We start from the raw sequence: 19,729 nt of genomic DNA on the forward strand, positions 1-19,729 counted from the left end.
GACATGACCACCAGCACCGGACCTTGGTGGCGCGACGCCGTCATCTACCAGGTCTACATCCGCAGTTTCGCCGACGGGAACGGCGACGGCGTCGGCGACATCGCAGGCATCCGCTCCCGGCTGCCGTATCTGAAGTCCCTCGGCGTGGACGCCATCTGGATCAACCCCTGGTACAAGTCACCGATGGCCGACCACGGATACGACGTCGCCGACTTCCGGGAGATCGATCCGCTGTTCGGCACGGTCGCCGAGGCGGAGCAGCTCATCGAGGAGGCACACCGGCACGGGATCCGGGTGATCCCCGACCTCGTGCCCAATCACACCTCCGACCAACACGCCTGGTTCCAGGCCGCGTTGGCTGCCGGGCCGGGCAGTGGGGAGCGGGAGCGCTACGTCTTCCGGGCCGGCCGCGGGCCCGACGGCACCGAGCCGCCCAACGACTGGGTGTCCTGCTTCGGCGGCCCGGCCTGGACCCGGCTGCCCGACGGGGAGTGGTATCTGCATCTGTTCGCCCCGGAGCAGCCGGACCTCAACTGGGAACACCCGGATGTACGGGCGGAGTTCGAGTCGATCCTGCGGTTCTGGTTCAGCCGCGGCGTGGACGGTTTCCGTATCGACGTGGCGCACGGCCTGATCAAGCATCCCGAACTGCCCGACCTGCCGCCCGGCCCGGAAGTGGCGGCCGAGGGGCCGCGGCAGCACCTCGACCATCCGCACTGGGACCGGGACGAGGTGCACGACATCTACCGTGCGTGGCGCCGGGTGGCCGACGAGTTCCCGGGTGACCGCTCGTTCGTCGCCGAGGCATGGGCGGACACCCCTCAGCGGCTCGCCGCCTACGTGCGCCGGGACGGCCTGCACACGGCGTTCAACTTCGATTTCCTGATGTCCAGTTGGGACGCCAAGGACCTGCGTGCCGTCATCGACGACTCTCTCGCCATGCTCGGCGCGGTGGGCGCCCCGGCCACCTGGGTGCTGTCCAACCACGACGTCATGCGCCACCCCAGCCGCTACGGCCGCAGGGTGGTCAAGCGGTGGGTGGCCAACGAGCCCTACCGCCCCGAAGGCCCTCTGGACCTGGAACTGGGCACACGACGGGCCCGCGCCGCCGCCCTGCTGATGCTCGCCCTGCCCGGCGGCGCCTATGTCTACCAGGGCGAGGAGCTCGGGCTGCCGGAGGTCGAGGACCTGCCCGAGGCGGTGCTGCAGGACCCGGTCTGGGAGCGCTCCGGGCACACCGACCGCGGGCGCGACGGCTGCCGGGTGCCGATCCCGTGGGCCGGACGGAGTACGCCGTACGGCTTCAGTGCGGAAGGCGCGACGGCCGAGCCCTGGCTGCCGCAGCCGCCCGGCTGGGCGGATCTCGGCGTGGCCGCTCAGACCGGCGACGAGAGCTCGATGCTGGAGCTGTACCGCACCGCCCTGCGCCTGCGCCGCGCACACCCGGCCCTCGGCGACGGCAGCCTGACCTGGCTCGACGCCCCCGCCGGTGTTCTTGCCCTCGGGCGCGAACCCGGGTTCGTGTGCGTGGTGAACCTGTCGGCCGAGGCATATCGGCTGCATGAGGATGCCTCGGTTCTGCTGGCCAGTGGGCCTTTGGAGGACGGTCTGCTGGCGCCGGACCAGGCGGCCTGGCTCGCCGTGTAGGAGGGGCTTCCACCTCTGGCCGCCCTGCATGATTGTGTAGTGGACGCAGTGCGGGTGGTGCCGTCGTGCCAGGTGGCGGGAGGTGTGAGTGAGCGAGAGCAGCCGGGAGGCCGTCGTGTGGCGCAATCGCGCCCTGACCCTCTTCGACCGGGTCTCCATGCCGGTCGCGGTGTGCGATGCGTACGGCGCCGTCCTGCTGGCCAACCCGGCGATGGCGGCCGAGTGCGGTACGACCCCGGGACGGCTGCGCGGCCGTGATGTGCTGGAGCTGTTCCGGCCGCAGGAGGCCACGCAGGTGGAGCGGATCGCGCAGGCGCTGCGGCTGCGGCACCGCTCGCGGTATCAGGTGCCGGTGCGCTGGGAGGCACCGGGCGGGGCTGAACGACTCGGGGAGCTGACCGCCGATCCGGTCAGCGACACCGTGGAGGAGACGCCCGCCCTGCTGGTGATGCTGCGTGTGCTGGGCGAGCGCGAGCCGCTCGCCGAGGAGCCCGTGCGGGTCGCCCCGGTGGAGGCCCGCATCCTGGCGCTGCTCGCCGGGGGCGCCACCACCGCCAGGGCAGCGAAGGAGACCGGCCTCAGCGCGGACGGCGTCACCTATCACCTGCGGCGGCTGTCGGCACGCTGGGGCGCGTCGAACCGTACCGAGTTGGTGGCGCGCGCCTATGCGCTCGGCGTGCTCACTCCCGGGGTGTGGCCGCCGGGCGCATAGGCAGTGCCCGCGCCTTCGGGTGCGCCGAAGCGGGCGAGGGTGTGCCACACCATCTTCAGGTCCTGCAGCTCGTGGCGGCCGGTGCGGGCGGCGTCGCCGATGATCCGCGGGTCGATGCGGCCGTTCTGGGCGATCCGGGCGCCCAACTCGACGTACTCCTGCCCACGGTAGTCCGCGTGCTCCCGCAGCTGCGCCACGCTCAGCCGGTAGCCGGGGTGCCACTCGACGGGGCAGGGCAGCAGGCGGGCCGCGGCCTCGACGGGTGTGCCGCGGTAGCTCTCGTCCAGGACGAGCGCCTCCAGATGCGCGGCGAGGAGGACGCCGCCGTGGACCTGGGCCTCGATGTAGTCGTTGAGGGCGTCCTGCTCGTCCGCCTCGGCGAGGGCGATGAGGGACATGCCGGCGGCGACCCCGAAGTCGGCCGGCTCGGCGGCACTGTCCGGGTAGCAGAAAGTGGTGCGCGCCAGGGCGTCGCCGGTGAGCCGGAAGTGCGAGGAGCCGAACCGCGGGGCGGCGCCCACCACTTGGCGCCGGAAGTTCAGCCCGCCGTACACGGGCCGGTCGCGCGGGTCGGCGTCGTCGTAGGCGCCGCCGAAGATCCGGCTCTCCCAGCGCCGGCGGTCACCGCCCGGGTGCGCGGTGAGGCCGCCGTTGCTGGTGCCGGTGACGAACTGCGAGTGGTAGACGCCGGCCTGGGCGAGCGCCTGGAGGATGGGCAGCCCGCCGGTGAGCCGGTCGGGGTGGAAGTTCAGCGTGATCCGCAGATCGGGGCCGAGGGCCGGGCCCCTGGAGCGGGCGGCGACATGCCGCAGCGCCTGACGGGCCCGGGCCGAGTCGACATGTCCGCGATCCATTGGCCTCCCTGCCTCCGTTGCGTCCAGGGGCGGCCGCGAGGATGCCTCAGAGGTCAGCCACCGCCAGGACGATCTTGCCACGGTTGTCCCGCCGCTCCAGCAACTCGTGGGCGGCGCGGGCCTCTTCGAGCGGTACGACGCTCTCGACCGGCACGCGATACGCCCCCGCGGCGACCCGCTCGGCCAGTTCGCGCAGGTCGGGTCGGGGGTCGTAGCCGTGGATCTGGAGGTTGGTGAGCTGGAAGCCGAGGACGGACGCGTTCTTGGGATAGAAGTCGCGGGTGTCGATGGTGCTGGGCTCCAGGGCGACGTTGGCGAGCGCGACGACGCGGCCGCCGTGCCCGACCTCGCGCAGGCTCCGCCCGAACGCCCGGCCGCCCACGGTGTCGAGGACGACGTCGGCGCCGCGTCCGTCGGTCAGCCGCAGCACCTCCTCGACCTCCGCCTCGTCGGGATGTGCGGAGGTGTCGACGATGTCCTGGGCACCGAACTCCCCTGCCCACGCGGCCTTTTCAGCAGACCCGGCGAGGGCGATGACCCGCGCGCCGGTCTCGGCGGCGATCTGCACAGCCGCACTGCCGACCCCGCTCGCGGCCGCCTTCACCACCACCGTGTCCTCCTTGGTGACCTTGGCCAGGTGCCGCAGGCAGTACCAGGCGGAGAGCCAGGCGACCGGCAGCGCGGCCGCCTCGACCAGGCCCACGCCTTCCGGCAGCGCGGTGACCTGCGAGGCGGGCACGACCGCCAACTCGGCATAGAAACCGGGTGCGTTCACCCCGTCCAGAGCCATGACCCGCTGTCCGACCTGCAGGCCGGTCACCCCCTCCCCCACCGCCGCGACCACACCGGCCGCCTCGACGCCCGGGATCAGCGGCGGACGCCCGGCCCGGTGGTAGACGCCGGCCCGGACGAGCGCGTCGGCGCGGTTCACGCCCGCCGCCGCGATCCGCACCAGCACCTGACCGGGCCCGGCCGCCGGCTCGGGCACCTCGACCGGCACCAGCACCTCGGGCCCGCCGAACTCGTCGATCCGTACCGCACGCATACCGCACCTGCTTCCTGCCACAGCCGCACACACGACTGACACCGGTTGAAGTGGTGTCACTTTCCGACACCACTTCAACCGGTGTCAAGTGGGTTCGACGGAGATGAGACACCACATGAACCGGTGTACAATCAGGCGCATGACCGGCACCTCCGCCCCCGTCGACCCGGCACTCGTGTTCCCGTTCATCGGCGGCCGCCCCTGCCTGGACTTCGTGGCGACATTGGGCCGACGGCACACCGACACTCCCCTGGAACGGCTCCCGGACACGGCCGCGCTGGCCCGCTGGTTCGCGGAGGCGGAGCTGGCCGCGGACGGCGAGCCGGTGCGGGTGACGGCCCGGGAGCTGACGGACGCCCGCGTTCTGCGCGAGGCCCTCCACCGTGTCGTACGAGCGGCGATGGCCGGGCAGACGCCTGAGCCGGCCGACGTGGAACTGGTCAACGAGACCGCCACCCGCCCGGACCTCGCCCCCCAGCTGGGCCCCGTGCGCTGGACGGCCCGGCAGCCTGCCCGGGCGGCCCTGGCGACGGTGGCCCGGGATGCCGTCCTCCTGGTGCGCAGCCCCTTGCTGGGACGGGTCAAGAAGTGCGAGAACCCGGACTGTTCGCTGCTGTTCCTGGACGACTCCCAGGCCCGGCGCCGGCGTTGGTGCTCCATGGACCGCTGCGGCAACCTCGCGAAGGTCGCCGGCTACCGGTCCCGCAGCCGGGCCGCCTCCGCCCGGTGAGGTGGACGAGGACGTCGTGAGTGCGGGCCGGTGATCCGACCGCGCGCAGGTCGACCGCGAGATCCCGGTATCGGACCGGGTCCAGGATCCGCTCATTGCTGCCCGGGCCGGCCGGAACGCCCCTTCCAAAGCTTGCGTGGCGGGCGGCCGGTGGACCATCCGGCAATCCTCCGTCCCGGGGTGCGGACAACCACGGGGCGAGGACGGGGGTTGTCCTGATGGATCACGAGGGTGCGCGGCAGCGACCATGCCTGACATGACGACTCGGCGGCACGGCAGGCCCTTCCGTACGGCGACAGCCGGCGCCGACCTGAGACTGTTCCTGCTGACAGGCATCGCCACCGTGCTGCTGACCCGGTGGCTGCTCGCCCGCACCGGCTATCCGAAACTAGGCGGCCACGGCACCGGACTGCACATCGCACACATGCTGTGGGGCGGGCTGCTGATGGCCGCCGGGCTCGTCGTACTGCTGGTGTTCCTCGGCCGCCGGGTGCGGCTGTGGGGCGCGGTGACGGGCGGGGTGGGGTTCGGGCTGTTCATCGACGAGATCGGCAAGGTGGTCAGCGACGGCGGCGGCTATCTCTACCGGCCGGCCGCCGGACTGATCTACCTCGCCTTCGCCGGGCTGGTCCTGCTGAGCCGGTGGCTGGTGCGGCGCGGCGGTCCGCCGGGGGCTCGGGCGCGGACGGCGCGCGCCGCCGACACCGCGCTCACCGGGGTCGTATCGGGACTGACCGACGGTCAACGCCGCTCCGCGCTGCGGGCGTTGGAGGGCTCGACCCGGCCCGTGGACGTGGCGCTGGTGCAGCTGCTGGAGTGCGTGGAGACGGCCCCGCAGCGGCCACGCGCGCGCATGCCCGACCTTGCACGGAGGGCGGTGGCGCGGGGCCGCGACGCAGTCACCGCGCTCGTCGCGCACCGTGTGACGCTGTGGGCGGCCCTGGCCTGGACCGTGCTGCAGGGCGCCCTGCTGCTGGTCGGCGCCGGCTGGGATCTCGCGGCCGGGCGGCTGCGGCACGAACCGGAGTGGGGTGCGGTGACGGGGCTGGTCGTCTGCTCGGCCGTCATGCTCGGGCTGGCCGTGGCCGGGGTGGTGCGGCTGCGCGACGACCGGGTGCGGGGCCTCGGGCTGTTGCGCGCCTCACTGCTGGCGGACCTGCTGGCCGGGCAGGTCTTCGACTTCGTCGTCAACCAGTTCTCGGCGGTGACGAACTGGCTGATCGGGCTCTGTCTGCTGGCCGTGGTCTCGGGTGCGCTGCGCCGTGCGCGTCAGGACGCCGGAGGGGACCAGTGCGGGTCGCGGCCCAGGAAGGCGAGCAGCGCCTCGGCCCTGTCGTAGCCGGGCGCGCACTCCCGCGCGGGCGCGAACACCTGGTAGGCGTCCCGGAGATGATCGACGAGCCGTTCCGCCGCCGGCCGGATCCCCTCGGCCAGCTCACCGGTCAGTGGCCGGCTCTGGCCTGTGGCGACCGCGATGTCCCAGGCGTGCACGGCCGCGTCCATGGCGGCCGTGGCAGCGGCGAGCGGCAGGGGCATGGGGCCCAGCGGAGTCGGCACCTGCTCGGCGTCGGCGGGCAGTCCCGCGTACGCGTCCGCCACCGCGCGCAGCACCTTGTCGAGCTCCGCCGCCGGATCACCGTCGAGAGCGTCGGCGGGGTGGAACGGGTCGGAGTCCGGGCGGCCGCCGGTGATCGCGAGGCCGTAGGCCTGCTGGTCGATCCGCGCATGGTTGAGGACCTGCCGCACCGTCCACTCGGTGCACGGCGTCGGCGCTCCCCACGCGGGCTCCGGCACTGCGGCGACCACCTCGGCGAGATAAGCGTGCGCCCACGTGAGAACCTCGATGCCCGGGGTGTGCTCCACGATTGTTCCCCTCCTGTCACTCTTCGACCGACACGAACAATCTAGGCTGCCTTGCGGACAGTTACGGTCCTCAATGACACGGTCTTCAAGGACATGGTCCTCAAGGACGGGAAGGGGCACGGCCCGAGGATGCGAGATGTACGTGAGTGGACGGCGTCCCTCGTGCGCTTTGTGAAGCGGCGCCGGGACCCGGTGGTCGTGCAGACGCTGCGCGCGGCCGCCGCGGCGACGCTCGCGTACGTCGTGGCACTGCACCTCAGCCCCGAGCCGGCGCCGCTCACCGCCCCGCTGACCGCGCTGCTGGTCGTCCAGGTCACCCTCTACGCCACCCTCACCAACGGCATCCGCCGGGTGAACTCGGTCGTGGCCGGGGTCCTCGTCGCCATCGCGTTCAGCCTCCTGGTGGGCCTGACCTGGTGGAGTCTGGCCCTGCTGATCGTGGCCTCGCTGGCGGTCGGGCGGCTGGTGCGGGTCGAGGAGTACGTGCCCGAGGTGGCGATCAGCGCGATGCTGGTGCTCGGGGTCACCACCCACGGTGACACGGCCTGGGCGCGGGTGGTGGAGACACTGATCGGCGCCGTGGTCGGGTTCGGCAGCAATCTGCTGCTCGCGCCACCCGTGTGGGTGGACGAGGCGGGCGAGTCGATCGAGGGGCTGGCCCGCCGGCTGCGGCAGCTGATGCTCCGCATGGGCGAGGAGGCCGCCGGCCGCACGCCCGTCGAGCATGCGACGGAGCGGCTGCACGAGGCACGCCGGCTCGACCACGACATCGTCGAGGTCGACGCGGCCCTCAGACAGGCCGAGGACAGCCTGCGGCTCAATCCACGCGTGCGTGAAGGCCTGCTGCACCGGGTGGTGCTGCGCACGGGGCTGGACACGCTGGAGATCTGCACGGTTGTGCTGCGGGTGCTGGCGCGCACCTTCACCGACCTCGCCAAGGAACGCGATCCCGAGCCGCTGTTCGCGCCCGGGACGGGAGCCGCCGTGGAGCGGCTGCTGTCGGAGATCGCCGACGCCGTGGTCAGTTTCGCGGTGCTGGTCACCAGCCATGTCAGTGTGAGCGCCGAGTCCGCGGAGTCCCGGCTGGCCGCCGAGCTGCGGCAGGCCGCGGCCACCCGCGACAAGCTGGCCCAGCTGCTCCTGGAGGAGGTCCAGCGCGACGCCCGCACCTGGCAGCTGTACGGCGCCGTGCTGACCGAGGTCAACCGCATCCTCGACGAGATGGACACCGAGCACCGCTCCCGCCGCCTCCTGGAGGAACTTGACCGTACCTCCAGCGAGCAGCGCGAGCGCATGCCGCGGCTGACCGGGCTGCGGGAAAGTCTGCGCGATTCCGATCGGCTCAGGGTTCCGGAGGTGCTGCGCAGGAACCCTGACGACGCCGAGCGTCGTTCTAGGTGACGGAGTCACCGGAGCTGCGTACGTTTCCGGGGCCGGAAACAAGGGGGCGGGCGGATGACGGACACGAGCGTGCGGATCGACGGGAACACGTTGCGGTTGCCGGGGGGTGTGGCGGTGCGGTTCGTGCGTACCCTGCGGCTGCCCGAGACGGGCACCCATCCGCTGCCGCCGGGGCTGGGCGAGTTCCCGGTCCGCAGGGTCGCGGATTTCCCGGACACGGTGCCCGAGCAGTGGCGTGCCCGGGGCGGTGTGATGCTGCCGGTGTATCTGCGCGAGGCGATGTGGCTGAGCTTCGGGGGGACCGCGGAGCCGGCCGCCCTGCAGGTCGGGGTGGGCAAGGTGTGCGCGGTCTCAGGGAAGCCGTGGAGCGACCGGCTGTCCCGGAAACCGCAGAACTATGTCGTGCTGCCCCGCCAGCCCTGGCTGGACGGTATCAACTCCGGGAAGGGCACCGTCCGCCAGTTCGTGGCGGTGCCGCTGAGCCTGGGCGCGACCGTCGAGGGCCAGGTCACGGGCGAGGAGACCTGGGGTGGCGTACAACTGCAGTCCTTCCCCCTCAGGGAGCGGAAACTGGCCGAGTGGCGCGAGGAGGAGCGGCGCCGCTCGGAGCTGCGGCGGACGAGCATGTCGGCCGGGGGCTACGGTGCGGCGCTGCCCATGGCGGCGCCCGCACCGGGCGGCCCGGTGCCGGTGGCGGCCCCGGCGGGACGTCCGCGACGCGCCGCGGCGATGGGTCTCGGGGTCGGCGGTTCGATGCGGCAGGAGGTCTACCGGGACGACCGGCCGCTGGAGGACTGGGCCGAGGAGCCCGCCGGGCGCGTGTTCGTGCACCTGGTGACACCTCCGGAGTGGCGCCGGATCACCGGCGAGGCTCCCCCGCCGTCGCCCGTGGACCGCGCGGAGTACACCCGGGCCGGACTGCCCTGGTACGACTACTACGACCAGGATGCGGAAGACCTCGCGCCCACGGACGCACTGGAAGGCGTGCAGCCGGTCGGCGACTGGCTGGGCGAGGACCACGAGCCCTGGCAGGATCCCGCGCCGCAGCAGGTCAAGCCGCTGGGGGACGCACCGGGCAAGCCGGTCGAGGACGGCGACTGGTAGACCGGCGGCCATTGCACCCTGCGCAACGCATGTTGCTGTTCTTGCGCACACCCGCCGGCACGGGTCATGGTGGCTTGTCACTATCGAGGCGAGCGACCACCTGAGGTGTGGACATGGGCAGTGGGACAGGAGCGGCGGGCGGCGGCTGGAGCAGGCGCCGCTTCGTCGGCGCGCTCGCGGGAACGGCCGCGGTGACGGCACTGCCGGCACCCGCACCGCCCAAGAACGCGTCCGCCCACACCACCACACACCCCGAGCGCGCAGCGACCGCTGCCGAGCAGCCGTCGGCCAAGCCCTCCGCACCGCAGCCGACCAGGAAACCCTCCGGTCCCAGCCCTCTCTACCTCGGTACCTACACCACGGTCGAGGGCGGCGGCACGGGCATCGGCCTCGCCACATACGACACCGCGTCCGGCCGTATCACCGCCACCGGAACCCTCACCGGCATCGTCAACCCGTCGTATCTTGCGCTCCACCCAGACCGCCGCACGCTGTACACGGTGAACGAGCACGACGACGGCGCCGTGACCGCCGTACGCCTCGCCGACCGCAAGGTCCTGGGCGCCCGCAGCACCGGCGGGGCGGGCCCTTGTCACCTCTCCGTGCATCCGAGTGGCCGCTGGCTGCTGAGTGCCAACTACACGTCGGGCAGTGTGGCCGTGCACCCGATCGACGAATCCGGCGCATTGGGTGAACGCACGGACGTGGTGACGCACTCGGCTCCGGCCCCCGGACCGGGCCAACAGGGCCCGCACGCCCATCAGTTCATCACCAGCCCGGACGGCGGCCATGTGCTCGCCGTCGACCTGGGTACGGACACCGTCTACACATACCGTCTCGACGAGCGCCGGGGCACCCTCACCGAAGTGTCACAGGCGCACACCCGGCCGGGCGCCGGTCCGCGCCATCTCACCTTCCACCCCGGCGGGCGGCACGCCTATCTGGCCAACGAGGTCGACAACACGGTCGCGGTCTGCGCGTACGAGGCGTCCACCGGCCGCCTGACGATCGGCGACCCGCAGTCCTCGGGCTCCGGCCCGGGCACCAACTACCCGGCCCAGATCCTGGTGACCGCGAACGGCTCGTACGCCTACCTCGCCAACCGAGGCGACAACAGCCTCGCGCGCTATACGGTCGAGGCGGACGGCGCCCGGCTCCGGCTGCTCGGCACGGTGCCGGTGTCCGGTGACTTCCCGCGCCAGATCGCCTTCTCGCCGGACGGGAGCCTGCTGTTCGCGGCGAACCAGAAGTCCAGCACGGTCAGCGTCTTCCAGATGGACGGCGAGAGCGGTGAACTGCGGCTCGCGGGCGAGCCGTTCGCCTCACCCGTCGCCGTCTGTGCGCTGCCGCTGTAGGGCACGCGGGCAGGAGGCGGCACTGGCCTGTGTGAGCAGGACGTGCATGCGTTCGGTGAGCTCTCCGACATCGTCTGCGGGTGCGTGGAACGGCAGTCGTACGTCGCCGTGGGCGCGGTTGCGCTCGATGCGCAGCGTCAGTCCGTGCCGGTCGACGGCGACGGGCTGGACGCGGACAGCGCCGTACAGACTGGCGTGGTCGACGAGCCGGGTGAGCCGCTCGACGGCGTCGGCATGGCAGTCGGCGAGGTGGGTCAGCAAGTGCGCCTCGGCGAGGGCCAGCGGGTCGGGCTCGGCGGCGGCGAACTCGTCGAGGTCGACGACCACCGCGCCGGACGACTGCCGCAGCACGATCCTGGTGGCCCGGAACGCCAGATGGCCGTCCTCGGGAATGAAGTACCCCGCGAGCCAGAGCCTGGCTCGGATGCGGTTGCGCACGGGGACGGGTGCGACGTCGGCGAACTCCAGCACTGCATGGGGCTCTCCGCGGGGCGCGCAGATCGCGGCCGCGAGCAGGGCGCTGTCCTCGGGCACATGCAGCAGCACCCGACCGTCCTCGTCCACGCTGTGCGCACCGACGAACTCCTCGCGACCGCCGTCCGCGGTCACCGCGCAGGACCAAGCGGCGGCGAGCACCGACCGGGCCCGTTCGGCCGCGGCAGGCGCGGCCGTCCAGCTGGGGCTGTCGCCCATCCCAGACCTCCTTAGGTAAGCCTTGCCTAACCTATCGAAGATCCGGGTGTACGCCAACCATGGGACGGCCGAAGCCGCAACGGATCAGGGCGCGATGACGCCCAGCAGCGCCCGGGCGCACAGGTCGCGCACCTGCTCCCGGCTCAGGTCCGAACCCCGCAGCCACTCCAGACAGACGGCCGTGGTGAAGGCCAGCCAGCCGCGGACGGCCAGTTCGAGGTCGGGGCGCTCCTGGGCGACCGAGCCGAGTTCCGGGTCGGCGGCGAGCGTCGCCAGAATCTGCCGTTCCTGCGCGGCCAGCGCCCGCTGGTAGACCCTGCGGATGGCCTGGTCCCCCGCCGCGTCCGCACGGTGGAAGGCACGGAAGCCGTGCGCGTGGGCGTGGACGTACTCCAGAAAGGTGTCGAGACCGGCGGCGAGCTGCTCACGCGCCGGAATCCCGGGCACGGCCGCCGTCATCCGCAGCATCCGCTCGCTCTCGCGCTCGACCACCGCCGCGAAGAAGTCCCGCTTGGTCGGGAAGTAGTGGTACAGCAGCCCGCGCGAGACGCCGGCGATCTCGGCGACCTGCTCGATCCACACCTCGTCGTAGGGGCTCTCCGAGAACAGCCGTGCCCCCACCGCCAGCAGCTGCTCCCTGCGCTCCTCGGTGCTGAGCCGGCGGCGTGTGCGCTCGCCCTGATTCGCGGCCATCCCCGCACTTTACTTGACGTCGGTTCAACAACGGGATCAGACTGGGAACCGCTATTGAACCCACGTACAACAGATGCACGACAGCTCAACCTGCCGCTGATTCAAGGGAGATCGCGTCATGGCGGAGACGACGTCAGGGGCCGGACCGGCGATACGGGCCACGCTCCCCAAGGGCTTCCGGGGCGCCGAACAGGGCTGGCCCGAGCTGCACCGCATTCCGCATCCCCCGCACCGGCTCCCCCTGCTCGGCGATGTGCTCGGCACCGACCGGCGCGCACCCGTGCAGGACTCCATGCGCTACGCGCGGCAGCTGGGGCCGATCTTCCGGCGGAAGGCCTTCGGCAAGGAGTTCGTGTTCGTGTGGGGCGGCGAGCCGGCGGCCGACATGGCGGACGAGTCGCGGTTCGCCAAGCACGTCGGCCTCGGGGTCGCCAATCTGCGGCCGGTCGCCGGGGACGGGCTGTTCACGGCCTACAACCACGAGCCGAACTGGCAGCTGGCGCACGACGTGCTGGCCCCGGGGTTCAGCCGGGAGGCCATGGCGGGCTACCACCCGATGATGCTGGCGGTGGCGGGGCGGCTCACCGACCACTGGGACCGCGAGCTGGCCGCGGGCCGGGCGGTGGACGTACCCGGCGACATGACCAAGCTGACCCTGGAGACGATCGCGCGCACCGGGTTCGGGCACGACTTCGGTTCCTTCGAGCGGCCCCGGCTGCATCCGTTCGTGACCGCGATGGTGGGCACCCTCACGTACGCCCAGCGTCTGAACACGGTCCCGTCGCCCCTCGCGCCGTATCTCCTACGAGGTGCCTCGCGCCGCAACGAGGCCGACATCGCGTATCTCAACCGCACGGTCGACGACCTGGTCCGGGACCGTCGCGCCTCGGGCGACGGCGGGGTCGGGGACCTGCTGGACCGGATGCTGGAGACGGCCCACCCCGAGACCGGGGAGCGGCTGTCCGCCGAGAACGTGCGCCGCCAGGTCATCACCTTCCTGGTGGCCGGCCACGAGACCACGTCCGGCGCGCTCTCCTTCGCCCTGCACTACCTCTCCCGGCACCCCGAGGTCGCCGCCCGCGCCAGGGCCGAGGTGGACGCCGTGTGGGGCGATACGGAGGTGCCCGGCTACGACCAGGTGGCCAAGCTGCGGTATGTGCGCCGGGTGCTGGACGAGGCGCTGCGGCTGTGGCCGACCGCGCCGGCCTTCGCCCGGGAGGCCCGCGAGGACACGGTGCTGGCCGGGGAACATCCGATGCGGCGGGGTGCGTGGGCGCTGGTACTCACCGCGATGCTGCACCGCGACCCGGAGGTGTGGGGCCCCGACGCGGAGCGGTTCGACCCGGACCGGTTCGACCCCAAGGCCGTACGATCCCGGGCCCCGCACACCTTCAAGCCGTTCGGTACGGGGGCACGGGCCTGCATCGGGCGGCAGTTCGCGCTGCACGAGGCCACGCTGGTGCTCGGTCTGCTGCTGCGCCGCTACGACCTCCGCCCCGATCCGGAGTACCGGCTGCGGGTGACCGAGCGGCTCACACTGATGCCGGAGGGACTGCGGCTGCACCTGGAGCGGCGCACTGTCACCGCCGGGGCCGCTGCCGCGGCGGCCTTCGACGAGGCCCCGTCAGAGCTGCGCTGTCCAGTGCACGGGGCGGGTGACTGAGTCCGGCAGCCGGGTGCCCGCGCTGCCCCGGGCGGCATTGAGCTGGGGCTGGGTGAGGAAGAACGCGCCGGTCAGGTCGGCGTCGGTGAGATCGGCGTCGCGCAGATCGGCGCCGATCATGTCAGCGCCGCGCAGATCGGCTCCGGTCAGGTCGGCGGCTATGAGGTAGGCGCCGCGAAGGTTCGCACCACGCAGGTCGGCACCCTTGAGGCGGGCGCCCATCAGGTCGGCGCCGCGGCGGTCCTTCCTGCGGCCGCCGGTGCCCGCCCGTACCAGCTCGCTGGTCCTCAGCAGGAGCACATTGACCTCCTGCCGGTGTGCGCCCACGTCCAACGCGGCCAGTTGCTCGGGGGGTTGGCGGGTGAGCTCCTCGGTCTTCTCCAGGGCGCGGCGCAGATCGGCGTGGACCGGGCGGGCCGGGGGCAGGGCGAGCGCCTCGGTGAGGTACCAGAGCAGTTCGTGCAGCTGCCTTACGACCGGGAACACGTCGAACATCCGCCGGGCGTCCGCCGGCGAGCCCGTGCGCCAGTCCTGTCCGCCGAAGGTGACCTGCGAGACCTTCTGGCCCGCGCCGAAGCAGTCGTAGACCGTGCAGCCGCTGAAGCCCTGCTGCCGCAGCCGGGCGTGGATGCCGCAGCGGTGGTCGTCCCGAAGGTTCGGGCAGGGCGTACCGGCCTGTTTGTCAATCGCGAAGTCGGCGGAGGCGGCGAAGGGCAGGGCGACACAGCACAGCCCGAAGCAACGCTCGCAGTCGCCGCGCAGGCCGGCCCGGTCGGCTGTCTGATCTGGCATGACGCCAAGCCTACGGGGTCATGAGCGCGGTCCCGACGGCGTCGGCATGGCCGAGCTGTGCCGCGCGGCGGCCCTCGCGCGTGCAACTGCGCTCCCGACTCCCCACAAGCACTACGTGCTCGCGTCCCCCACAATCTTGGCCAGCTTCGCGATCTTCGCCTGCTTGGCCTTGATCGCGCGAGCGATGAGCCGTAGGTGAGTCGAGGACTCGGGCACGGCCGTCCTGAACTCCTCCAACCGGCGTCGTTCGAGGGCGAGTTCGGTCCTGAGGCGCGCCGCACGGTCCGGGGGCGCGGGCGGGCTCTGGCCGTTGAAGACCACGTTGTGTTTGGGGCGCTCCGTCCAGACCACCTCGCGTTCGGCTGCTTCCGCGTCATCGGGGTACTCGATCCGTATCCCGATGACATGCGGCCCCCACGCCTGCTCCCGCAGGTGCGTGCGCACGCGTGTGAGCGGGCAGATCGAGATGCCGACGTAGAGCAGTCCTTCCAGGCCGTAGAGCCGGTACAGCGCCGTCCGGCCCGCGGTGTGCAGGCTGCCCTCCTCGTCGAACAGGCCCCGCAGGAACTGCGAATCGACGTCGGTCATGACGCGGCCCCCTTCGGCTCGACGCGCACGGCGCCTGTCCATGGAACCAAACCTCACCGATGAGTTTCCGGCGCTGTGGGGGTCTCCTCATTCAACGGAAAACAAGCTCGGCTATCACAGATACGAGCCCCACTTCAGGCGGGAGCCAGACGGATCGAGGAGAGAGACCATGTGCAGCCACCGGCCACCATGCCCCACCGCAGACAGCCCGGACCACCACAGCGCCGTGATCGTGTCGGCCCATCCCGAACAGGGCTGGAGCCTGCTGTGCAACGGGACGCTCGTGTTCGACGACACCGGTGAACTGCTGCCGGACGGGCGGGTCGTGGACCCGCACCGCACCCTCGGTCCGCTGGCCGTGGCCGCCTGACCCTCAGTCGAGTGCGCCGGGGTGGAGGCGGGCCAGCCGCTCCGGGTCGGCCAGGATGTGCAGGGCGACGATCCTGCCGTCGACCACGGTGACGCCCATGACCGACTGCAACTGACCCTCGGTCGCGTTGAGGACTCCGACCTCCCCGTTGACCAGTACCACTTGGGCGAACTGTGCGAACTGCCGGAACAGCAGCGCCTGTTCGGCCACCGGTTTCGCGCCGCGGACCAGCTTGGACGCGGCGGCACCCCCGACCAGCGCACCGGAGTCGGCCCGCAGCACCACATCGGGATGGAGGACAGCGACCAGCGCCTCGAAGTCACCGGCGCGGGCGGCCGCCATGAAGGCGTCGACGACCTGCCGCTGTCTGGCGAGGTCGGGCTCCGAGGACGGCGTGGCGCCCTGCACCCGGCGCCGGGCCCGGCTGGCCAGTTGCCGGGTCGCCGCCGAACTGCGCTCCACGACCGGCGCGATGTCGTCGAACGGCACGGCGAACATGTCGTGCAGCACGAACGCCAGCCGCTCGGCGGGTTCCAGGGTCTCCAGGACCACCAGCAGGGCCAGCCCCACCGAGTCGGCGTGGAGGACCTCCTGCTCCGGATCGATCTGCGACAGGGGCCTGATCACGGGATCGGGCACGAACGTCTCGTCGATGGGATCCTCGCGACGCGAGGCCCGGGACCGCAGCATGTCGAGACAGACCCGCCCGACCACGGTGGTCAGCCACCCGCCCAGGTTCTCGATGCCGTCCGCGTCGGAGCGGCTCAGCTTCAGCCAGGTCTCCTGGACGGCGTCCTCCGCCTCGGCCAGCGAGCCCAGCATGCGGTAGGCCACGGCCTTCAGGTGCCCGCGGTGCTCCTCGAAGCGGTCGGCCAGGACTTCCGTGCCGTTCATGTACTCCCCCATGTAGTGCCCCATGTGTTCCCCCGTGTCTGCTGCGGGCCGCTGTCGACCGCAGTCCTCTACCGGCCGAAGACCTCGAACGCCACGGCCGGCCGGCCCCCGAACCGCTCCGCCGTCCGCTCGGCGTGCGCGGTGAGGAATCCGCGGACGTATGTCTCCGGGTCCTCGTCGGTCAACGCCTCGATATAGGTGCGGTGTTCGAGCAGCGAGTGCACCGCGCGTTCCAGTCCGGCCGAGGCGTCCGCCGCGTGCGTGGGCGAGGCGGAGCCGGCGATGGCGACCCAGCGGACGCCGCTCCAGGGCTGAAGGCCCTGTTCGAGGAGCTCGGGGAAGATCCACCGGTTGCCGGCGTCGCCCGCCGCGTCGAGCGTGGCGCGGCCGACGGCCACGTGGTCCGGGGTGTTCCAGGCGACACCGCCCCAGGTGTCCCGGTGGTTGAGGGTGATCACCAGCTCGGGCCGGTGCCGGCGGATCGCGGCGGCGATGTCGCGGCGCAGAGCGGTGCCGTACTCGATCACGCCGTCCTGGTGGTCGAGGAACTCCACCTGCGACACCCCCACCACGGCCGCGCTCGCCCGCTGCTCCCGCTCGCGCAGCGGACCGCACTTCGCGGGCTCCAGTGTGTCGATGCCCGCCTCGCCCCGGCTGGCCAGGACATAGACGACCTCGCGGCCCTCGTCGGTCCATCCGGCGACGGCCGCCGAGCACCCGTACTCGAGATCGTCCGGGTGCGCGACGACGGCCAGGGCGCGCTGCCAGTCGGCAGGCATCGGCTGGAGCTGGGCGGTCTGCGGCTCGGTCATGCCCGCAGACTAACCCGTGACACTGACATCACCGCTGGTGACCTCACTCCTCGTCGCGGGTCAGCGCCAGCAGCCGGTCCAGCACGCGCGGCCCGCCCGCCCGTACCCCGTCGTGCTCGAACTCGTCGGTCACCCATGTCCGCAGTCCGCGGATCGTGCGGGCCGTGTCGAGGGCGTGCGCCGTGTCGACGTACATGTCGTCGTGGTAGACGGCCGCCGCGACCGGGACCTCGTTGGCGGCGAGGCGTACGGGGTCGTAGAGGGACGGCCAGTCGGTGCGGGCGGCGAGGAGTTCGGCGGTCTCACGCAGGGGCCTCAGCGCCGGATCGCAGTCGAACATCCAGGGGTGGATCGACTCGCCGGTGAACAGGAGCGGGCCGTCGCCCGCGAGGGTCTTCGCGGCGTCGAACTGCGGGAACTCGGCGCGGACCCGTTCGGCCGACCAGGCGGTGGGGCGCCGGCCCTGGCCGTAGATCGCCTCGTGGACGAGGGCGTAGAGGGGGTGGCTCGCGTACGACAGCAGTCCCTGTACGTCCTCCTGGAACGCGTCGGAGAGTGCCGTGCCCTGCGGGGTGCGGACGAAGGCGTGTTCCAGGAGGTAGTGCAGACGGTGGCTGCCCTCGCTGCCGCCGAGGACGATGCCGAGGGACTGGAAGGCCTCGGCGGTGAGGCGGTAGCCGTTCGGGAGGGTGACCTGATGGGTGAGGAGGTGGTCGGCGATGCGGCGGGCGCGCTCGACGTCCTGCGGGTAGCGGGCGTAGTGCGCGGTGACCTTGCGTTCGATGCGCGGGTAGGCGGCGCGGTAGACGTCGTCGGCGTGGGCGTCGAGGGAGGGCAGACCGCCGGTGATCACGGCCGCGGTCAGGCCTTCGGGGGCGTTGGAGAGGTAGTTCACGGTGCAGAAGCCGCCGAAGCTCTGGCCGAGGACGGTCCATGGGGCGCCGCCGGTCACGCGGGCGCGGATCGCCTCGCAGTCACGGACGATCGCGTCGGCGCGGAAGTGCGCGAGGTAGTCGGCCTGTTGGGCGGGGCCGCCGCGCAGCGGGAGGGTCTGGCGGTTGGCGGGGGTGGAGTGGCCGGTGCCGCGCTGGTCGAGGAGGAGGACGCGGTACTCCTTGAGGGCGCGGCCCAGCCAGGACTGCCTGCCCACGAAACGGTTCGCCCCGAAGCCGGGGCCGCCCTGGAGATAGACCAGCCACGGCAGGCTCTGCTGTGGTTTGTCGGCCCTGTCGCTCGCGACGACCTCGCGGGCGTAGAGCTCGATCGTCTCCCCCGCCGGGTCGTCGTGGTCGAGGGGCACGGTGAAGTGGCGGTCGGTGAGGACGACGCCGGGCTGGCGGTACGTGGCGGTCAACAGGTCTCCCGGGACGGACGGGTTTCGGGCCGCGTCCCACTTCACCACATGTTCGTCCGGCAGCGGACCCCCCGGATCATGAAAACTTACTGACCGGGCGATCAGCGGGCGGAGAGACTCGACCGCCGTACGACCAGCTCCGGCTGGAGCACGACACGCCGGTGCTCGTGCCGTTTGGTCCCCGTCTCCGCCTCCGTCTCCTCCAGGAGGAGCTCGGCGGCCAGGGCGCCCATCGTGACGGCGGGCTGGCGGACCGAGGTGAGCGGGACGGCCGCGGCGGCGGCGAACTCGATGTCGTCGTAGCCGACGATGGCGAGGTCGTCGGGGACCGTTATGCCGGCCGCGTACATGGCCTGCAGGACGCCGAGGGCGAGGAGGTCGTTGGCGCAGAAGACGGCGGTGGGGCGGTCGGCGAGGCCGAGGAGACGGGCGCCTGCGTCCCGGCCGGCGGCCACGTCGAGCCGCTCGGTGGGCAGTTCGCGCAGGCAGTCCGGTCCCAGGCCGGCCTCGCCGAGGGCGTTCAGCGCGCCCGTGCGGCGGTCGCGGACCTGGTTGAGGCCAGGTGGACCGCTGACGTAGGCGATGGTGCGGTGCCCGGCGTCGACGAGGTGGCGCACGGCCAGGGCGCCGCCCGCCACGTCGTCGACGGAGACGGAGCACTCGGTGGTGCCCTCGGCGACCCGGTCGACGAGGACGAAGGGGATGTTGTGCCGCCGGAACGTCTCGATGTTCCGGCCTGTCGCGTCGGCGGGGGTGAGCAGCACGCCCCGCACCCGCTGCTCGGCGAAGAGCGACAGATAGTCGGCCTCCTCGCTCGCGCTCTGGGCGCTGTTGCAGACCATCACGCCGAGCCCGGCGTCACGCGCCGCCCGCTCGGCACCGCGCGCGACGTCGACGAAGAACGGGTTGCCCATGTCCAGGACGAGCAGCCCCATGATCCGGCTGCGGCCCGCACGCAGCTGGCGCGCGGACTCGCTGCGGACGTAGCCGAGCCGGTCGATCGCGGACAGCACCCGCGCCCGGGTCTCCGTGGCGACCGTGTCCGGGCGGTTGATCACGTTCGACACCGTGCCGACGGAGACTCCGGCGGCGCGGGCGACGTCCTTGATACCCACCGACTGGGTCATCGTGCAGGGACCTCCAGGGGGACACGGGACGG

Annotated in this window: 20 protein-coding genes; 9 read left to right on the forward strand and 11 right to left on the reverse strand. The window is 72.2% G+C overall.

Going from position 1 to position 19,729, the window contains the following annotated elements:
- Window positions 1-3: 3 nt before the first annotated feature.
- Together P2Q00_RS11300 and P2Q00_RS11305 are read left to right on the forward strand one after the other, a co-directional pair.
- On the forward strand, window positions 4-1,647 hold the full coding sequence (locus tag P2Q00_RS11300) for a glycoside hydrolase family 13 protein (protein ID WP_275772022.1): 1,644 nt from the start codon (window positions 4-6) through the stop codon (window positions 1,645-1,647).
- 88 nt (window positions 1,648-1,735) lie between these two features.
- On the forward strand, window positions 1,736-2,359 hold the full coding sequence (locus P2Q00_RS11305) for a PAS domain-containing protein (RefSeq protein ID WP_275772023.1): 624 nt from the start codon (window positions 1,736-1,738) through the stop codon (window positions 2,357-2,359).
- On the opposite strand, the gene P2Q00_RS11310 is transcribed toward P2Q00_RS11305, so the two are convergent.
- Both P2Q00_RS11310 and P2Q00_RS11315 read right to left on the reverse strand, forming a co-directional pair.
- Window positions 2,311-3,213, reverse strand: coding sequence for a DUF3626 domain-containing protein (locus tag P2Q00_RS11310; RefSeq protein ID WP_275772024.1), 903 nt, complete (start codon window positions 3,211-3,213; stop codon window positions 2,311-2,313). The two genes, P2Q00_RS11305 and P2Q00_RS11310, sit on opposite strands and share 49 nt — an antisense overlap.
- Window positions 3,214-3,259: 46 nt before the next feature.
- Window positions 3,260-4,258: a quinone oxidoreductase family protein gene (locus P2Q00_RS11315; RefSeq protein ID WP_275772026.1), complete on the reverse strand. Its 999-nt coding sequence runs from the start codon at window positions 4,256-4,258 to the stop codon at window positions 3,260-3,262.
- Window positions 4,259-4,397: 139 nt separating this feature from the next.
- On the opposite strand from P2Q00_RS11315, the gene P2Q00_RS11320 reads away from it, so the two are divergent.
- Both P2Q00_RS11320 and P2Q00_RS11330 read left to right on the forward strand, forming a co-directional pair.
- The gene (locus P2Q00_RS11320) at window positions 4,398-4,988 is read left to right on the forward strand and encodes a CGNR zinc finger domain-containing protein (RefSeq protein ID WP_275772029.1); all 591 of its coding nucleotides are present in this window, start codon (window positions 4,398-4,400) and stop codon (window positions 4,986-4,988) included.
- A 256-nt stretch (window positions 4,989-5,244) separates the two neighbouring features.
- A complete protein-coding gene (locus P2Q00_RS11330) occupies window positions 5,245-6,327 on the forward strand; it encodes a hypothetical protein (protein ID WP_275772032.1) in 1,083 nt (360 codons plus the stop codon).
- On the opposite strand, the gene P2Q00_RS11335 is transcribed toward P2Q00_RS11330, so the two are convergent.
- Complete coding sequence (locus tag P2Q00_RS11335; protein WP_275772033.1) at window positions 6,258-6,851, reverse strand: TIGR03086 family metal-binding protein; 594 nt, start codon at window positions 6,849-6,851, stop codon at window positions 6,258-6,260. The two genes, P2Q00_RS11330 and P2Q00_RS11335, sit on opposite strands and share 70 nt — an antisense overlap.
- Before the next feature lie 129 nt (window positions 6,852-6,980).
- Here P2Q00_RS11335 and P2Q00_RS11340 point away from each other — a divergent pair, with 129 nt between their 5' ends.
- The 3 genes from P2Q00_RS11340 to P2Q00_RS11350 all read left to right on the forward strand — a co-directional run bounded on the left by P2Q00_RS11340 (window position 6,981) and on the right by P2Q00_RS11350 (window position 10,711).
- Complete coding sequence (locus P2Q00_RS11340) at window positions 6,981-8,252, forward strand: FUSC family protein (protein ID WP_275772703.1); 1,272 nt, start codon at window positions 6,981-6,983, stop codon at window positions 8,250-8,252.
- A gap of 54 nt (window positions 8,253-8,306) precedes the next feature.
- Window positions 8,307-9,356, forward strand: coding sequence for a hypothetical protein (locus P2Q00_RS11345; protein WP_275772034.1), 1,050 nt, complete (start codon window positions 8,307-8,309; stop codon window positions 9,354-9,356).
- 113 nt (window positions 9,357-9,469) lie between these two features.
- Window positions 9,470-10,711, forward strand: a complete 1,242-nt coding sequence (locus tag P2Q00_RS11350; RefSeq protein ID WP_275772036.1) for a lactonase family protein — start codon at window positions 9,470-9,472, stop codon at window positions 10,709-10,711.
- Here P2Q00_RS11350 and P2Q00_RS11355 read toward each other — a convergent pair.
- Together P2Q00_RS11355 and P2Q00_RS11360 are read right to left on the reverse strand one after the other, a co-directional pair.
- Window positions 10,679-11,404, reverse strand: coding sequence for a DUF2470 domain-containing protein (locus tag P2Q00_RS11355; protein ID WP_275772038.1), 726 nt, complete (start codon window positions 11,402-11,404; stop codon window positions 10,679-10,681). The genes P2Q00_RS11350 and P2Q00_RS11355 overlap by 33 nt on opposite strands.
- 84 nt (window positions 11,405-11,488) lie before the next feature.
- On the reverse strand, window positions 11,489-12,097 hold the full coding sequence (locus P2Q00_RS11360) for a TetR/AcrR family transcriptional regulator (RefSeq protein ID WP_275772040.1): 609 nt from the start codon (window positions 12,095-12,097) through the stop codon (window positions 11,489-11,491).
- 118 nt (window positions 12,098-12,215) lie between these two features.
- On the opposite strand from P2Q00_RS11360, the gene P2Q00_RS11365 reads away from it, so the two are divergent.
- Complete coding sequence (locus tag P2Q00_RS11365; protein ID WP_275772042.1) at window positions 12,216-13,760, forward strand: cytochrome P450; 1,545 nt, start codon at window positions 12,216-12,218, stop codon at window positions 13,758-13,760.
- On the opposite strand, the gene P2Q00_RS11370 is transcribed toward P2Q00_RS11365, so the two are convergent.
- Both P2Q00_RS11370 and P2Q00_RS11375 read right to left on the reverse strand, forming a co-directional pair.
- On the reverse strand, window positions 13,722-14,552 hold the full coding sequence (locus P2Q00_RS11370; protein ID WP_275772044.1) for a pentapeptide repeat-containing protein: 831 nt from the start codon (window positions 14,550-14,552) through the stop codon (window positions 13,722-13,724). The two genes, P2Q00_RS11365 and P2Q00_RS11370, sit on opposite strands and share 39 nt — an antisense overlap.
- 111 nt (window positions 14,553-14,663) lie before the next feature.
- Window positions 14,664-15,140, reverse strand: a complete 477-nt coding sequence (locus P2Q00_RS11375) for a GIY-YIG nuclease family protein (RefSeq protein ID WP_275772045.1) — start codon at window positions 15,138-15,140, stop codon at window positions 14,664-14,666.
- A 169-nt stretch (window positions 15,141-15,309) separates the two neighbouring features.
- Between P2Q00_RS11375 and P2Q00_RS11380 the strand changes: the two genes are divergently transcribed.
- Entirely contained in the window at window positions 15,310-15,510 is a 201-nt protein-coding gene (locus P2Q00_RS11380; RefSeq protein WP_275772046.1) for a DUF5999 family protein, read from the forward strand.
- Window positions 15,511-15,513: 3 nt separating this feature from the next.
- Here the strand turns inward: P2Q00_RS11380 and sigJ are convergent, their stop codons facing one another.
- The 4 genes from sigJ to P2Q00_RS11400 all read right to left on the reverse strand — a co-directional run bounded on the left by sigJ (window position 15,514) and on the right by P2Q00_RS11400 (window position 19,697).
- Window positions 15,514-16,404 (reverse strand): RNA polymerase sigma factor SigJ, encoded by an 891-nt coding sequence (gene sigJ, locus P2Q00_RS11385; protein ID WP_275772704.1) that lies wholly within the window; start codon window positions 16,402-16,404, stop codon window positions 15,514-15,516.
- A gap of 68 nt (window positions 16,405-16,472) precedes the next feature.
- A complete protein-coding gene (locus P2Q00_RS11390) occupies window positions 16,473-17,216 on the reverse strand; it encodes a PIG-L deacetylase family protein (protein ID WP_275772048.1) in 744 nt (247 codons plus the stop codon).
- A 43-nt stretch (window positions 17,217-17,259) separates the two neighbouring features.
- Window positions 17,260-18,570: an alpha/beta fold hydrolase gene (locus tag P2Q00_RS11395; RefSeq protein ID WP_275772049.1), complete on the reverse strand. Its 1,311-nt coding sequence runs from the start codon at window positions 18,568-18,570 to the stop codon at window positions 17,260-17,262.
- A gap of 101 nt (window positions 18,571-18,671) precedes the next feature.
- Window positions 18,672-19,697, reverse strand: a complete 1,026-nt coding sequence (locus tag P2Q00_RS11400; protein WP_275772050.1) for a LacI family DNA-binding transcriptional regulator — start codon at window positions 19,695-19,697, stop codon at window positions 18,672-18,674.
- Window positions 19,698-19,729 lie beyond the last annotated feature (32 nt).

The organism is Streptomyces coacervatus, assembly GCF_029223485.1.
GTDB lineage: Bacteria > Actinomycetota > Actinomycetes > Streptomycetales > Streptomycetaceae > Streptomyces > Streptomyces coacervatus.

Coding starts and splice junctions, on each gene's coding strand:
- P2Q00_RS11375 (WP_275772045.1), bottom strand. CDS start 15,140: ATGACCGACGTCGATTCGCAGTTCCTGCGGGGCCTGTTCGACGAGGAG.
- P2Q00_RS11320 (WP_275772029.1), top strand. CDS start 4,398: ATGACCGGCACCTCCGCCCCCGTCGACCCGGCACTCGTGTTCCCGTTC.
- P2Q00_RS11370 (WP_275772044.1), bottom strand. CDS start 14,552: ATGCCAGATCAGACAGCCGACCGGGCCGGCCTGCGCGGCGACTGCGAG.
- P2Q00_RS11365 (WP_275772042.1), top strand. CDS start 12,216: ATGGCGGAGACGACGTCAGGGGCCGGACCGGCGATACGGGCCACGCTC.
- P2Q00_RS11380 (WP_275772046.1), top strand. CDS start 15,310: ATGTGCAGCCACCGGCCACCATGCCCCACCGCAGACAGCCCGGACCAC.
- P2Q00_RS11390 (WP_275772048.1), bottom strand. CDS start 17,216: ATGACCGAGCCGCAGACCGCCCAGCTCCAGCCGATGCCTGCCGACTGG.
- P2Q00_RS11310 (WP_275772024.1), bottom strand. CDS start 3,213: ATGGATCGCGGACATGTCGACTCGGCCCGGGCCCGTCAGGCGCTGCGG.
- P2Q00_RS11355 (WP_275772038.1), bottom strand. CDS start 11,404: ATGGGCGACAGCCCCAGCTGGACGGCCGCGCCTGCCGCGGCCGAACGG.
- P2Q00_RS11360 (WP_275772040.1), bottom strand. CDS start 12,097: ATGGCCGCGAATCAGGGCGAGCGCACACGCCGCCGGCTCAGCACCGAG.
- P2Q00_RS11340 (WP_275772703.1), top strand. CDS start 6,981: ATGCGAGATGTACGTGAGTGGACGGCGTCCCTCGTGCGCTTTGTGAAG.
- P2Q00_RS11300 (WP_275772022.1), top strand. CDS start 4: ATGACCACCAGCACCGGACCTTGGTGGCGCGACGCCGTCATCTACCAG.
- P2Q00_RS11345 (WP_275772034.1), top strand. CDS start 8,307: ATGACGGACACGAGCGTGCGGATCGACGGGAACACGTTGCGGTTGCCG.
- sigJ (WP_275772704.1), bottom strand. CDS start 16,404: ATGAACGGCACGGAAGTCCTGGCCGACCGCTTCGAGGAGCACCGCGGG.
- P2Q00_RS11330 (WP_275772032.1), top strand. CDS start 5,245: ATGACGACTCGGCGGCACGGCAGGCCCTTCCGTACGGCGACAGCCGGC.
- P2Q00_RS11315 (WP_275772026.1), bottom strand. CDS start 4,258: ATGCGTGCGGTACGGATCGACGAGTTCGGCGGGCCCGAGGTGCTGGTG.
- P2Q00_RS11350 (WP_275772036.1), top strand. CDS start 9,470: ATGGGCAGTGGGACAGGAGCGGCGGGCGGCGGCTGGAGCAGGCGCCGC.
- P2Q00_RS11400 (WP_275772050.1), bottom strand. CDS start 19,697: ATGACCCAGTCGGTGGGTATCAAGGACGTCGCCCGCGCCGCCGGAGTC.